The organism is Pleomorphomonas sp. NRK KF1, assembly GCF_023721755.1.
Taxonomy (GTDB): domain Bacteria; phylum Pseudomonadota; class Alphaproteobacteria; order Rhizobiales; family Pleomorphomonadaceae; genus Pleomorphomonas.
In genome coordinates this window covers 59,280-73,544 of the sequence record NZ_JAMDLH010000012.1, presented here as the reverse complement: position 1 = coordinate 73,544, position 14,265 = coordinate 59,280, and the positions used below count along the sequence as shown (strand labels likewise).

Sequence of the window (14,265 nt, the reverse complement as noted above, 5' to 3'; positions counted from 1 at the left end):
GTTTGTGTTCCGATGCCCATATTAATTGCGCGCAATTAAATTTCGAGCAATTCACATTCTCGTGATCACAGGCGTTTTCCGCTGGGGAAATGCGATCTCCGCCTTATATTGAGCCCCGTGACAGCCCGAAAACGCCGAGCGAGGCAAAAGGTTCCATCCGGATCGACATGACCAACGCCCCCAAGCTCTCCGACCAGCTCTGCTTTGCCGCCTACTCCTTCACGCACGCCCTCAACCGGGCCTATCGGCCGCTCCTGGAGCCGCTCGGCCTTACCTACCCGCAATATCTTGTCATGCTGGTCTTGTGGGAGGCTGACGGCCAGACGGTGAAGGAGATCGGCGAACGCCTGAAGCTCGATTCCGGCACGCTGACGCCGCTCCTCAAGCGTCTGGAGACGATCGGCTACGTGTCTCGCCGGCGCGGCAAGGCGGACGAGCGACAGGTGATCGTCCACCTCACCGACGATGGACGTGCCCTGTCGGACAAAGCTGCGGGAATACCGATCGAGCTCGGCTGCGCCATGGGCGCCGAACTGGCCGAGATCGCCGACCTGCGCGAGCGCCTCCTGGCCATGCGCGACCGCCTCGGCGAGACGGGCTGCGCCGTCGGCGAGGCGGAGGGGTGATGCCCCCGCTCAGCCCCGCTTCCGGTAAAACAGCACCCGCCCGGACGGAATGAGCTGGAGCAGGTAGTCGAAATCCTTGATGTTGCCCGTCACCACGGTAAGGCCCAGCTTGATCGACTGCAGGAACAGGGTGCAGTCCTGAAGGGCGCGCAAGCGAGCATCCTTGTCGTATCCCTGAAGGCGACAGAGCATTCCAGAGAGAAGCGCCGCCCGCCCCAGGAGGTCCGCATCGGGCGTGAAGATCCTGTGGGGTCGCATGGCCCGAAGGACGATGCCGATCTGCCGTATGACCGCCTTTGTTTGCGAGTGACCGGGGTCGAGAACTCCGATGGTGTGCATCAGCTCCTGGATCGCCACCGTGGAGTGGTTGGTCTTTCTGATATCCAGAAGGGTGAGCAGCGCTTCGGGCGCCCTGCCCTGCAGGCTGTCGATATAGACGCAGGTGTCGAGAAGAACTTCCGACCCAGCCTCCGGCTCTTCGGCAAGAAAAGGCAGGTTCGCATCGCTTCGTCGCGCCAGCGCCCGTTCGGGGTCGAAGCGCGCCCAGCGCACGGCGGCATCGAAATCGAAGTCGGCCACGTCAGTAGCCCAGTTTCACATCCGGCGAGACGGTGCCTTCGAGCTCACGCAGAACGCGGCCGAAATGATCGTCGAGCGCGATGGACGCCAGCGCGAACTCGATCAACTCGGAGTCCGCTTCGATCCCCGTCTGCTTCTTGGCCTGTTCGACCAGCGCCGGGCTGATCCGTCCGCCGATGCGATGGCTCTTTTCCCCCAGCATCCCAGCCTGATCCGCCGCCTTCAGGACCGAGTGAACGCGGAGCGAGACATCGGGATCGACGGCGGCCCCCATACGGCGTTTGGACGAATGCCGGTTGCCAGCCTGCTTCTCGATACGCGTCTTCATCGCCGCCTCAATGTTTAACAATTTTCTATTTTGTCTAACATAGTGCGAGAATGCATCGCCTGCAAGCACGCAAAGCCAGCCCGCTGGGAGCAAAAGCCGAGCCATCCCCCTCCCCCGCATGGCTCGCATGTCCTCACTCACCTTGACTTCTTGGCCCCCAGGCCTCATGTGAAGACCCAACGGGCGGCAAGCTGCCCCTTATTACGGCCGCGTGAGCGGATCGGTTTCGATCCTTGGCCGTTCCTCCTCCCGATAATTGGCCCGATCACGCGGGGCCGGTTGCTCCCCGCGAACGCCACCGGCTCCTCCCGCCGGCGGTGACGCATGGTTTGAAAGCAGTTTTCCCTTTGACATCCTTTTCCGATTTCGGCCTCGCCGACACGCTGAACCGCGCCCTTGTCGACGCGGGCTACGAGACCCCCACCCCCATTCAGACCCAGGCGATCCCCGACCTTCTGAAAGGTCGCGACCTCCTCGGCATCGCCCAGACCGGCACCGGCAAGACCGCCGCTTTCGCTCTCCCCATCCTGCAGCGCCTGGCGCCGGGCAAGCCGGCCGCCCCGCGCCGCGTCCGCGCCCTCATCCTGTCGCCGACCCGGGAGCTCGCCACCCAGATCGCCGAGAGCTTCAAGCTCTATTCGCGCTACATGAACCACATGTCGATCGCCGTGGTGTTTGGCGGCGTCGGCCATCGTCCGCAGGAAGACCGGCTGAAGCGCGGCGTCGACATCCTCGTCGCCACCCCCGGCCGCCTGATGGACCACATGGCCGCCGGCATGGTCTCGCTTGAGACGACCGAGATCTTCGTGCTCGACGAAGCCGACCAGATGCTCGACATGGGCTTCGTCCAGCCTGTGCGCCGCATCGTCAAGCACCTGCCCAAGGCGCGGCAGAGCCTGTTCTTCTCGGCCACCATGCCGAAGGAAATCGGCCAGCTGGCCGGCGAACTGCTGTTCAACCCGATAACCGTGTCGGTGGCGCCGGCCGCCACCACCGTCGAGCGCGTCGAGCAGCGGGTGATCCACGTCGAGACCGCCGCCAAGCGCCGGCTGCTGCTTGACGTGATCGTCGCCGAGAAGCCCGAGCGCGCCCTGATCTTCACCCGCACCAAGCACGGCGCCGACCGCGTCGTCCGCCAGCTCGGTCAGGATGGCGTCGACGCCGCCGCCATCCACGGCAACAAGAGCCAGGCCCAGCGCGAGAAGGCGCTCGCCGCCTTCAAGGCCGGCACGACGCAGATCCTCGTCGCCACCGACATCGCCGCCCGCGGCATCGACGTCACCGGCGTCAGCCACGTCATCAACTTCGATCTGCCGAACATCCCGGAAAGCTACGTCCACCGCATTGGCCGCACGGCGCGCGCCGGCGCTTCCGGCGTCGCCATCTCCTTCTGCGCCGACGACGAGCGTCCCTACCTCAAGGACATCGAGAAGGTCACCCGCCAGAAGATCCCGGCCGAGGATCGTCGCGGCACCATCTCGGTCGCCGAGCGGGCCGACACGGCGGAGCGCGGCGAGCGTCCGTCCGGCAAGCGCCCGCAGCCGGGCAATCGGTCCGGCAACCCGCGCAACAATCGTCGCCCTGCCCCGCCGGCAGTTTCGGCCGAGCAGCAGCGGCGCGACGCCATGCCCGCCGCCAAGGCTCGCCAGCCCGGCGCCGCCAAGCCCTCGCATGCCGCCCATGGCAAGCCGGGCCAGTCCAAGGCATCGCAGCGTCCCAGCCACCGCGACACCGGAGCCGCCGAGGAGACCCTCGGCCGCGTCGGCTTCCTGGCCGGCGGCCGTGAAGGCATGAAGCGCCGCCCCGAAGGGCGCGGCCAGCGCGACGGCCGCTAAGCTTTGTTGCCCCTCGCTCTTCTCTGGTTCTATAACCGCCGGAGACGAGCGAGGGAGCGACACAATGGCCTATGAAGCAGCGGCAACCCGTTACGACGACATGATTTACCGCCGCGTTGGGCGGTCGGGGCTGAAGCTGCCGGCCATATCGCTCGGCCTCTGGCAGAACTTCGGCGAGAACGCGCCTCTCGAACGCGGCCGCGCCATTTGCCGCACCGCCTTCGATCTCGGCATCACCCACTTCGACCTCGCCAACAACTACGGTCCGCCGCCCGGCACCGCCGAGGAAGCCTTCGGCAAGATTCTAGCCAGCGACTTCCGCCCCTACCGCGACGAGATGATCGTCTCCACCAAGGCCGGCTATGGCATGTGGCCCGGCCCCTATGGCGAATGGGGCAGCCGCAAGTACCTGATCGCCTCGCTCGACCAGAGCCTGAAGCGGATGGGCCTCGACTACGTCGACATCTTCTATTCCCACCGCTTCGATCCCGAGACGCCGCTCGAGGAGACCATGGGCGCGCTCGACCATATCGTCCGCTCCGGGCGGGCGCTCTACGTCGGTATCTCCTCCTACAATTCCAAGCGGACGCGCGAAGCGCTGGCGATCCTGAAATCGCTCGGCACGCCCTGCCTCATCCACCAACCCAGCTATTCGATGATCAATCGCTGGGTCGAGGAGGACGGCCTGCTCGATACGTTGGACGAACTCGGCGTCGGTTCCATCGCCTTCTCGCCGCTCGCCCAGGGCATGCTGACCGACAAGTATCTGAAGGGCGAGGTTCCCGAGGGCAGCCGCGGCGCCCGCAAGGGTCCGCTGAAACCGACCTTCCTGTCCGAAGACAATCTCGCCCGCATCCGCGCCCTCAACGACGTCGCGGCGGCACGCGGCCAGACGCTGGCCCAGATGGCGATCGCCTGGGTGCTGCGCGGCGGCCGCGTCACCTCGGCGCTGATCGGCGCCAGCCGGCCGGAACAGGTGATCGACTGCGTCGGCGCATTGAAGAACCTCGCCTTTTCCGACGCCGAGCTCAAGCAAATCGATACCCAGGCGCCTGATCTCAACGTCAACATCTGGGCCGCCTCGGCCGAGCGGCAGGGCCCGTCGCGCTGATCCGACCGCCCCTCGCGACCGCGAAAGCCCCTCTCCGGTTTTCGCGGTCGGCATTGCTCCATTGATAGTTCGGCCGCCGACCTAAAATTTGGAAGAGTAGATTCACCTAAAATATAGGTTTCAGGAACAACTCGCTTACTACCAGCACGAGCGTCATCCAATATTCATAGTTTACGTTGTTTACAATTACTCAACTTGGCAAGCCCTACAATCGCGCACTTCCAATTGGAGATCCGTGATGCGCACCGAGGGCAGTCTTTCCACCCGCCTCCTCCTGACCACGGGAGCCACAGTCGGCCTTAGCATCGTGCTATCCGTCGCGGTGACGGCCTGGAACTCGGCCAAGATGGCCGAGGCAGACATCATGGCGCTGGCCACGGAGAAGGCGGCCAGCATCGCCCGCAGCGCGGAAAACCAGATCACCGAGGCCGTTTCGGCTGGCACCACCCTGACGGCCTCGCTGTCAGGCCTCGCCGTCAAGCGCGGCACGCAACGCGCCGACGTCATCGAGATGATCAAGGCGGTGCCCTCGGCCTTCCCCGACATCTTCGGCGCCTGGATGTGCGACCTCGCCGACCGCCCGGCGGGAGAACTCTTCAAGGGAACCGACGGCGCCAACGACGCCGGCCTCTTCACGCCTTACTGGACCAAGTCGACCTCGGGCGAGTTGTCCTTCTCGACCTTCACGGTCGACCCGAAGGCCGGCTGGTACGCCGCCCCGCTCGCCGTCGGCAAGAGCCTGATCTCCGAGCCCTATCAGTCCGAGCAGAAGGATCTGATCACCTCGATCACCGTTCCTATGCGCCTCGACGGCAAGATCGTCGGCCTGGCCGGCGTCGACATCAAGCTCGACAAGCTCGCAGCGAGCCTCAGTGAGATGCGTCCCTTCGAGGGCGGCCGGGTGATGCTCATCTCCAACGCCGGCAACTGGCTGGTGCCGCCGGATGCCGAGGCGCTGATGAAGCCTTACGCCGGCGTGGGCGAGGCCGACGTCAAGGCCGCGCTCGCCGACGGCAAGATGCGCACCGTCTCCGGCTTCGATGACGGCTCGACCCGCATCGTCTATCCCTTCTCCGCGCCGGGCATGAACACGACCTGGGCCGCCGTCATCGAAGTGCCGCGCGCCGTGTTCGTCGACCCGGTCTACGCCAGCGTGTTCGAAACCATGCTCAGCGGCCTGCTGGTGCTGGCCGCGGCGCTGGCGGCGATCCTGTTCTCGACGCGCGTCGTGGTGAGGCGCCCGCTGGTCCAGACGCTGGCCAGCGTCAACGCCCTCATCGAGCGCCGCTATGACGTCGCCATCCCCGACACCAACCGCCACGACGAGATCGGCGCCATCAACAAGGCCCTGGAAGTCTTCCGGGACAAGGCGCAGCAGGCCGAGACGCTGGCCGAGCAGCAGGAGATCCAGCAACGCGAGCAGATCGAGCGGGCCGAAACCATTCGCAGCGCCTCCCAGCGCTTCGATCACGACGTCACCAGCCTGACCGATCGCGTCCTCAGCCTGGTCGAGGAGTTGAACAAGGCCTCGGACACTCTGACCCAGGGGGCCGACGACACCAGCATGAAGAGCGCGGCGGTGGCGTCCGCCTCCGAGCAGGCCTCCGCCAACGTCGGCGCCGTCGCCTCGGCCGCCGAGGAGCTGAACACCTCCGTCGACGAAATCGGCCGCCAGATCATGCAGTCGGCCGAGATCGCCTCGCAGGCGGTCGGCCAGGCGACCGACGCCAACAGCCGCGTCGATGCCCTCGCGGGCGCCGCCCAGCGCATCAGCGAAGTGGTCCAGCTCATCAACGCCATCGCCGAACAGACCAATCTCCTGGCGCTCAACGCCACCATCGAGGCGGCGCGCGCCGGCGAGGCGGGCAAGGGCTTCGCGGTGGTCGCCGCCGAGGTCAAGCAGCTCGCCGACCAGACGGCCAGGGCCACCGGCGAGATCGCCGTCCAGATCCAGTCGGTCCAGTCGGTGACCGCCTCGACGGTGGACGCGATCCAGGCGATTTCCACCACCATTCAGGAAATGAACCGCATCTCGCGCAGCATCCAGACCTCGGTCGAGCAGCAGGGCAGCGCCACGCGCGAGATCGCCACCAATATCCACGAAGCGTCAGCCGGCACGCGGGAAGTGTCGCAGAACGTCTCGGCGGTCGCCAGTTCGGCGACGGCGACCGGCGGAACCGCCCGCAAGGTGCAGCAGGTGGCCGTCAGCCTGTCCGATCACACCCAGGATCTCAGGGCGACGGTGGCCGGCTTCATCGACAGCGTTCGCAAGACCGCCTGACAAGAGGGCGGGGCTACAAAGCCCCCTCCTCCTACTCCGCCGCGAGCGACCTGTGCAGCGACGCGGTGGCCTCGATGAAGCCGCCGCCCAGCACGCGCGCCTCGTCGCCGGGAGCATCGTAGAGCACGCAGGCCTGGCCGGGCGCGATGCCCTGCTCGCCGTCGAGGAGTTCCACGCCGACCCTGCCGTCCTGGCGGACGAGCATCGCCGCCTGCGGCGGCCGCGACGAGCGCACCTTGGCGAACACGGTGCGGCCGCTGTCGGCCTCGGCGTCGAGCGACGTGCCACCGATCCAGTTGAGATCGCGCAGGGTCAGCCGATGGGTGATCAGCGCCTCGCGGGGGCCTACCACCACCTGCCGGCGCGCCGCATCGAGGCGAACGACGAACAGCGGCTCGCCGGTGGCGACGCCGAGACCCTTTCGCTGGCCGACGGTGAAGTGGATGATGCCGGCATGCCGGCCGAGCACCCGGCCGTCGACGTGCACGATGTCGCCGGCCGCCGCCGCTTCCGGCTTCAGCTTCTCGATGACGTCGGCATACTTGCCCTGCGGTACGAAGCAGATGTCCTGACTGTCGTGCTTGTCGGCGATCTCCAGGCCGAGGTCGCGGGCCACCGCCCGCGTTTCCGGCTTGGTGAGGCCGCCGAGCGGAAAGCGCAGGAAGTCGAGCTGGTCCTGCGTGGTGGCGAACAGGAAGTAGCTCTGGTCGCGGTCGAGATCGACCGGGCGATACATGGCGCGATGCCCGTCCACCAGGCGCGAGCGCACGTAGTGGCCGGTGGCCAGCGCCTGTGCCCCGAGGTTGCGTGCCGTGTCCAGGAGGTCGGAGAACTTGACCGTCTGGTTGCAGGCGACGCAGGGCACCGGCGTCTCACCAGCGATGTAGCTCTCGGCGAAGCGGTCGATCACCGCCTCGCGGAACCGGCTCTCGTAGTCGAGCACATAGTGCGGAATGCCGAGGCGCGCCGCCACGTCGCGGGCGTCGTGGATGTCCTGGCCGGCACAGCAGGCGCCCTTGCGATGGACGGCTTCGCCGTGATCGTAGAGTTGCAGCGTCACGCCGACGACGTCGTAGCCCTCGCGTTTCAAAAGTCCGGCCACGACGGATGAATCGACGCCGCCGGACATGGCGACGACGACACGGGTGTCCTCAGGGCGGCCTTCGAGATCGAGCGAGTTCAGCATGGCGTCTTTCCGGCGGAATGGCTGGGCTCGGCACTGCCGACCCGCTCCGCTCACAACTCGTTCCTAATAGCTGCTTTGGTCGCGAAGCTCCAGAGGCGCGCCGGCATGGCTGGGTCAATTCTGCCGAGTAGCGGCAAGGCTTGCCGGCCCGGCGGGCCCACCCTCCAGCCACCCGGCGCTGCGGTGTAGTAGAAAATCACAATATTTCAACAGGTTGCACTACAGCCTCAACGCGCGACACTTGGCCCTTGGTTTGCACACGGGAAGGAAGACCGAGTTGTCCCGCGTGTAACGGATCCGTTCATGGCCACTGTCGCTCCCGTCCAGCCGCTTCCCCAGCCCGCCCCGCCCGTGGCGGCGACCACTGCCGGCACAGCCGCCACCCGGGGCGTCGACAACGACTTCCGCGACATGGTGGCCGAGGCGACCGACCGCGAGCCCTCCACCCCGCCGACCCGCGATGCCAGCGCGCAGCAGCGGCCCGAACGGGTCGATCGCACGGACCGGACCGAGCGCTCCCGGCGTGCCGACGCCAGCCCCGGCCGCCGGGCCGATCGTACCGATCGCGCCGACCGGGCGGATAGCTCTTCCGAGCGAGCCGACGCCAAGCCGGCGCGACGCGCCAACCGCAGCGAAACCGCCGCGCCCATCCGCAAGGCCGCCGCCGATACCGCCGGCACGGATGTCGATGCCGCCCAGACCCAGGACGGCGCCACCAACACGACCGCCGATGCCGCGCCGGCCCAGCCGATCGCCGCGCCTCTCGAAGTGGCAACCTTCTGGTCGGCCCAGCCCGATGCGCAGACCACAGGAGAAGGCGAGACCGCCGCCATCGCGCCGACCGCCGCCAGCCAACCGGCCGGCGAAGCGCCCGCCGCCTCCCCTGCCGGCGAAGAGTTCCTGCAAGCCCTCGCCGACGCCGTCAAGGAAGCGACCAGCGAGACGGAAACGGCGGCGCTGCCGAAGCAGACCTCCGAGACAGACGGCGACAAGACGGAAGCGAAGACGGCCGCGCCGACCGCCGCCCCGTCCGTCGAAACCGACGCACCCGCCAAGCCGATGAACGAAGCCGCCAAGGCCCTGGCCGCCGCGATGGACAAGGCGGCGGCCGCCGCCACGGCGCCACAGACCGCGACGGTCTCGTCTGCCACCGCGCCTGCCGCACCGATCCCGACCGATCCGGCCATCTCCTCCGCGGCTGACGACGCGACCGTGACCGTCGCCGCCGCGCCCGTCGTCGCGACCACTGCCAAGGCGCCGGAACAGCCGACGCCGGTCGTGCCCCAGGCCGCCGATGCCAACGCGGCGCAGCCGGCTGCCGACACCCTCAAGCCGACCGTCGACATGACCTCGACGCAGAAGCCGGCCACCACCGTCGAGACCACCAAGTCGTCGCCCGCCGTCGACAACGCCCCGCAACAGGCCGCGAACAAGACCGACGCCCCGGTCGTCGAGGTGCCGAAGGCTGCTGCCGCTCCGCAGCCGGCCAGCAACGATGCCGCCGACGCGCCCAAGCTGTCGGTCGTCGATGCCGCGCCCCAAACGGAAGCCGCTCCCACCGCCAAGCCGACCGCAACCGTCGACAAGCCCGCGGCGCCCCAGGCGAGCACCGTCGATGTCGACGCCGCGCCCGCCGATGACGGCGTCCAGCCGGCCACGACGACGCGCGCTCCGACGCCGCCGGTATCGCCCAATAATGCTCCGGCAGCCACCGGCACCGCCGCCTCGACCGCCGATGTCGCCATCGACGAGGTCGCGGCCACGACCGGCATCGCCGCGGCCGCCGGGGTCAAGCCCGCCGCTGACAAGACCGCGCCGGAGAAGCCGACCAAAACGGAGGAATCCTCCGGCGAGCGCACCACGGCCAGCGACAAGGGCGCAGCGCCCAATCAGGCCGCCGACAACGGGCTGGCCAAGACCAAGACGGTGAGCGGCGTCTCCAACGCGGCCCGCGCCTTTGCCGACCGCATGCGCGACGTTGGCGCCAGCGCCAGCCAGTCCGACACCACCCAGACCGCTACGCTGCCCACCGGCCAGACGAGCTCCACCGCCGCCACGGCCCAAACCGCCGCCGCGGCGACCACCGAAGCCGCCGTCAAGCTCCACGACGTCGGGGCGACCATCGTCCGCCACGTCAAGGCCGGCGAAACCAGCTTCTCCGTCCGTCTCGACCCGGCCGAACTCGGCAAGGTCGACGTGAAAGTGGATTTCTCCGCCGACGGCAGCGCCAAAGCCCATCTCGTCGTCGAGCGCCGCGACACCTTCGAGGCGCTGCATCGCGACACGCGCCACATCGAGCAGACGCTGCGAGACGCCGGCTTCGAGGTGAAGGACGGTTCGGTGTCGCTGTCGATGCGCCAGGACGGCAACCAGCAGGACCGCGCCGCCTTCGCGCGCCAGGAACAACAACAGCAGCAGCAGCAACAACAACAGCAGGCCCGTCAGGCCCAGGCTGAGAACCTGGCCCGGAACCGGACCGAGGAAGACGCCAGGGCGACGATCGTTCCCGGCGCCTATCGCCCGCACGGCGACGGCCGCATTGATATCCGCGTCTGAGTATCGAGTATCAGGAGACCATCATGAGCGTTTCTGGTGTCAGTTCCTCCTCTGGTAGCGGCAGTAGCGCCTCGGCAGCGACCAACTCGCTGACGTCCAACTACACCACGTTCCTGACGCTGCTCACCACGCAGCTCAAGACGCAGAGCCCGCTCTCCCCGATGGACGTCAACAACTTCACCCAGCAGCTCGTCCAGTATTCGGCGGTCGAGCAGCAGATGCAGACCAACGCCAACCTTCAGGCGATGATGGATACGCTGACGTCCAGCGCCGCGCTCCAGCTGGTCAATTACGTCGGCAAGTCGGTTACCGCCTATTCCGACACCACCAAGATGGACGGCGGCAAGGCCGATTGGACGATCAACTCCTCGGCCGCCGCGAAGGACGCCACCGTCACCATCACCGACGACGCTGGCGGCGTCGTCTACCAAGGCACCACCGATCTGAAGAGCGGCCAGAACACCTTCTCCTGGGATGGCAAGGGCACGCCAAGCGGCGACTATAGCGAATCCTCCGGCGCCTTCACGATTTCGGTCTCCGGTGTCGACGACAATGGCAAGAAGGTCAGCATCACCACCGAGGTCACCGGCAAGGTGCAGGCGGTCGATACCTCCTCGGCCCAGCCCTACATCAAGGTCAACGGCCGCTTGGTCCCGCTGTCGGCGTTGACCGAAGTGAGCGAGTGATCCTAGAGCAATTTCAGCAAGAGCGGGAACCGGTTTTGCGTCCGAAATCGCGGCGAAACAAATAGTTAGAGCCTTTCCGGCGAACCAGGGTTTGCCGGAAAGGCTCTAGACGCCACATTCTCCTGACAAGCCGCCGTCGGCGATCGTGTCGACGGCGGCTTTGTCATATCCCGCCGTGACGGACCTCGACGGGCTATGAGGCCAGGCCGCTTCTTCGGCCGCCGCGACGACGGTCGCGGCGGGAACGTCGATTGTCGTAGCCCAGACTATAGCCGAACCGGCGCGGATAAGGCCCCGACCATGGAACCAGGCGGCGTGGTCGTAGCCGTCCTCGTCCAGCCGGCTCGATGCAACGGACCAAGCTGTCGAGAATGGCCGCGCGATGGCGCCCGAGATCGCCCGCCGCTTCGAGCCAGTGCAATGACCAGCTCTCCATGAAGCGTTCCGCCATTGAGCACCTCCAATCGCTGTCGCCGGAATTTGCCACCACGCCGAATAAGTGGTTTTCCCGATCGACTGGCATCGTTGCAAAAGGGTCATGGGCTTCGCCGGGTAAGCTGCGCACAAGCCCCGGGACATGGGCCCGTTAATCTTTCGACGGCCAAATCAAGTCTTTTCCGCCACCGGACGGCCCAATTCCTAAAGCGCGGCAAACCGCAGGCTTTCTGCAAGTCGTTCAAAATCTTACTGAATTCTTGCAAGTGAATTAGGCGTTTTTTAAACGGCTTGATTTAGGATGCTCTCCTGAAGGTCAGATTTGTGTGAGAGTAGAATGACCGAACAGATGCGTCCGCGCGTAAAATACGTCATAGGACCCGATGGGAGTCCGTTGACGATCGCCGATTTGCCGCCTGAGGGCACTCAGCGCTGGGTGATCCGCCGCAAGGCGGAAGTCGTTGCCGCCGTTCGTGGCGGCCTCCTGTCGCTGGAAGAAGCCTGCAAGCGCTACACCCTCACCGTCGAGGAGTTCCTGTCCTGGCAGCAGTCCATCGACAAGCATGGGCTCGCCGGCCTCAGGGCCACGCGCGTTCAGCAATATCGTCCCTGAGCGGGACTTAACAACGCCACTTTCCAAGGGCGGCCGGTCCGGACGGATCGGCCGCCCTTGTCTTTTGCGACGCTTTTTGACCACACCCGGCAAAAAATGCCGTGAATAATGCAAATCTTCATAAACCGGTTCCTGCGGTTTTCCGCCAATCCCGCCGGATCGCCCTTTGGGCGTTAATAACTTGTTTACCATAAGCGTGTGGAAATAATTGCCGCCTTGGTCCACGGCGGCGTCGACGATTCACGCCGTGTCGAACAATGGGGAATGGGTGTGGGTGGATTTGGAGAATTCATGAAGAGCCTGGGGCCGAGCCGGCTGGCGGCGATGGGTGCCGTCGCGCTGGGCCTCGTCGGCTTCTTCGTCTTCATCGTGCTCCGCTTCTCGGCCATCCAGCAGGTTCCGCTCTATACCGGCCTCAGCATGGGCGATTCCGCTGCCATCGCCCAGCAGCTCACCTCGGCCGGCACCGCCTTCACGATGAAGGACAACGGCACCACCATCCTGGTCGACGAGACCAAGCTCGACGAGACCCGCATGACGCTGGCCCAGCAGGGCCTGCCGGCCGGCGACAGCGTCGGCTACGAGATCTTCGACAAGACCGACGCGCTCGGCACCACCTCCTTCGTGCAGTCGGTCAACGCGCTGCGCGCCCTTGAAGGCGAGCTGTCGCGCACCATCCGCACCATCCGGCAGGTCGATCAGGCCCGCGTCCATCTGGTGCTGCCGGAGAAGCAGCTGTTCAAGAAGGACGAGCAGAAGCCCACCGCCGCCATCGTGCTGAAGACGCGCGGCACGCTCGACCCCGGCCAGATCCGCGCCATCCAGCACCTCGTCGGTTCGGCCGTTCCCGGCCTCGATCCCTCGCGCATTTCGGTGGTCGACGAGACCGGCCGCCTGCTCGCCCAGGGCAACGGCGACGAAAGCAGCGCCGCCTACCTCGCCACCAACGCCGACGAGCGCACCGCCGCCTACCAGACCCAGGTGGAGAACCGCGTCCGCGACATCGTCGAGAGCGTGGTCGGCGCCGGTAGAGCCCGCGTTCGCGTCGCCGCCGAGCTCGACTTCAACCGCATCCAGGAAACGCAGGACACCTACGACCCCAACGGTCAGGTCGTCCGCTCCACCCAGACGCGCGAGGAAAAGTCGCTGAGCCAGGACAATCAGGGCAACCCGCCCGTCACGGCCGGCAACCAGATCCCCAACGCCAACCAGGGCCAGAACGCGCAAGGCACCTCGCAGACCTCCGACAACGCCCAGACCACCGAGGAAACGGTCAACTACGAGATCTCCAAGGTCACGCGGACCCAGGTGACCGAGGTCGGCGGCGTCAAGCGCCTGTCGGTCGCCGTGCTGGTCGATGGTCGCTACGAACCGGATGCCAACGGCGTCATGGTCTACGCGCCGCGCCCGCAGCCCGAGCTCGACCAGATCACCGCGCTGGTGCGCACCGCCATGGGCTTCGACGACAAGCGCGGCGACCAGCTGCAGGTGGTCAACCTCCAGTTCGCCGACAGCCCGCCCACCCCGGCCGACTTCGCCACGACGCCCGCCTCGATGTTCGACTTCTCGCGCGAGGACATCATGCGCTTCGCCGAGATGGGCGTGTTGATCCTGGTGACGCTCCTGGTGCTTCTCTTCGCCGTCCGTCCGCTGATCCGCCGCATCCTCGGCTCGGACATCGACGCCGAGACGCTGCCGGCCATCACCTCGGCGCTGAGCGAAGCCGCCGCCGCCGGCCGTGGCGCGGTGACGGTGGTGCTCAACCCGGACGGCAAACCGGTGGTGCTCGGCCCCGACGGCCTCGAAACCGTCGCCGAAACGCCCGAGCTGCCCGCGCCACCCTCCGACACCCGCATCGAGAACGCCAAGGCGCAGGGCGCCCAGCAGCTCGACCAGGTGCGCAAGGTGGGCGAACTCGTCAACGACAATCCCAACGAGGCGGCGATCATCATTCGCAACTGGCTGTCGGAGGTTCCCGCGTAAATGGCCCTGTCCCCGACCGCGCTTGTTGCCAAGGGCAACACGCTCA

10 protein-coding genes and 1 pseudogene are annotated in these 14,265 nt (G+C 66.6%); 8 read left to right on the top strand and 3 right to left on the bottom strand.

The genetic code is table 11. The features are described 5' to 3' along the window. The first annotated feature begins 167 nt into the window (after window positions 1-167). Window positions 168-626 carry a MarR family winged helix-turn-helix transcriptional regulator gene (locus M4J39_RS22190; RefSeq protein ID WP_251730681.1) on the top strand — a complete coding sequence of 153 codons (459 nt, stop codon included), beginning with the start codon at window positions 168-170 and terminating at the stop codon, window positions 624-626. Window positions 627-635: 9 nt separating this feature from the next. On the opposite strand, the gene M4J39_RS22185 is transcribed toward M4J39_RS22190, so the two are convergent. After that, window positions 636-1,205 carry a DNA-binding protein gene (locus M4J39_RS22185; protein WP_251730680.1) on the bottom strand — a complete coding sequence of 190 codons (570 nt, stop codon included), beginning with the start codon at window positions 1,203-1,205 and terminating at the stop codon, window positions 636-638. A gap of 1 nt (window position 1,206) precedes the next feature. Further along, entirely contained in the window at window positions 1,207-1,638 is a 432-nt protein-coding gene (locus tag M4J39_RS22180; protein WP_251730679.1) for a hypothetical protein, read from the bottom strand. Between the two features lie 242 nt (window positions 1,639-1,880). Between M4J39_RS22180 and M4J39_RS22175 the strand changes: the two genes are divergently transcribed. The 3 genes from M4J39_RS22175 to M4J39_RS22165 all read left to right on the top strand — a co-directional run bounded on the left by M4J39_RS22175 (window position 1,881) and on the right by M4J39_RS22165 (window position 6,760). After that, on the top strand, window positions 1,881-3,368 hold the full coding sequence (locus M4J39_RS22175) for a DEAD/DEAH box helicase (protein ID WP_251730678.1): 1,488 nt from the start codon (window positions 1,881-1,883) through the stop codon (window positions 3,366-3,368). A 64-nt stretch (window positions 3,369-3,432) separates the two neighbouring features. Then, complete coding sequence (gene mgrA / locus M4J39_RS22170) at window positions 3,433-4,479, top strand: L-glyceraldehyde 3-phosphate reductase (RefSeq protein WP_251730677.1); 1,047 nt, start codon at window positions 3,433-3,435, stop codon at window positions 4,477-4,479. A gap of 238 nt (window positions 4,480-4,717) precedes the next feature. Next, entirely contained in the window at window positions 4,718-6,760 is a 2,043-nt protein-coding gene (locus M4J39_RS22165; RefSeq protein WP_251730676.1) for a methyl-accepting chemotaxis protein, read from the top strand. A 73-nt stretch (window positions 6,761-6,833) separates the two neighbouring features. Here M4J39_RS22165 and mnmA read toward each other — a convergent pair. Continuing rightward, window positions 6,834-7,946: pseudogene (mnmA, locus tag M4J39_RS22160) on the bottom strand (tRNA 2-thiouridine(34) synthase MnmA); the annotation flags it as partial. Window positions 7,947-8,249: 303 nt separating this feature from the next. Here mnmA and M4J39_RS22155 point away from each other — a divergent pair. From M4J39_RS22155 to fliF, 4 genes are all read left to right on the top strand, one after another. Then, window positions 8,250-10,502, top strand: a complete 2,253-nt coding sequence (locus M4J39_RS22155; protein ID WP_251730674.1) for a flagellar hook-length control protein FliK — start codon at window positions 8,250-8,252, stop codon at window positions 10,500-10,502. Between the two features lie 23 nt (window positions 10,503-10,525). Next, on the top strand, window positions 10,526-11,188 hold the full coding sequence (locus M4J39_RS22150) for a flagellar hook assembly protein FlgD (protein WP_251730673.1): 663 nt from the start codon (window positions 10,526-10,528) through the stop codon (window positions 11,186-11,188). A 772-nt stretch (window positions 11,189-11,960) separates the two neighbouring features. Further along, window positions 11,961-12,236 carry a DUF1153 domain-containing protein gene (locus M4J39_RS22145; protein ID WP_026784035.1) on the top strand — a complete coding sequence of 92 codons (276 nt, stop codon included), beginning with the start codon at window positions 11,961-11,963 and terminating at the stop codon, window positions 12,234-12,236. A 291-nt stretch (window positions 12,237-12,527) separates the two neighbouring features. Beyond that, window positions 12,528-14,219, top strand: a complete 1,692-nt coding sequence (gene fliF / locus M4J39_RS22140; RefSeq protein WP_251730672.1) for a flagellar basal-body MS-ring/collar protein FliF — start codon at window positions 12,528-12,530, stop codon at window positions 14,217-14,219. Window positions 14,220-14,265: the final 46 nt, after the last annotated feature.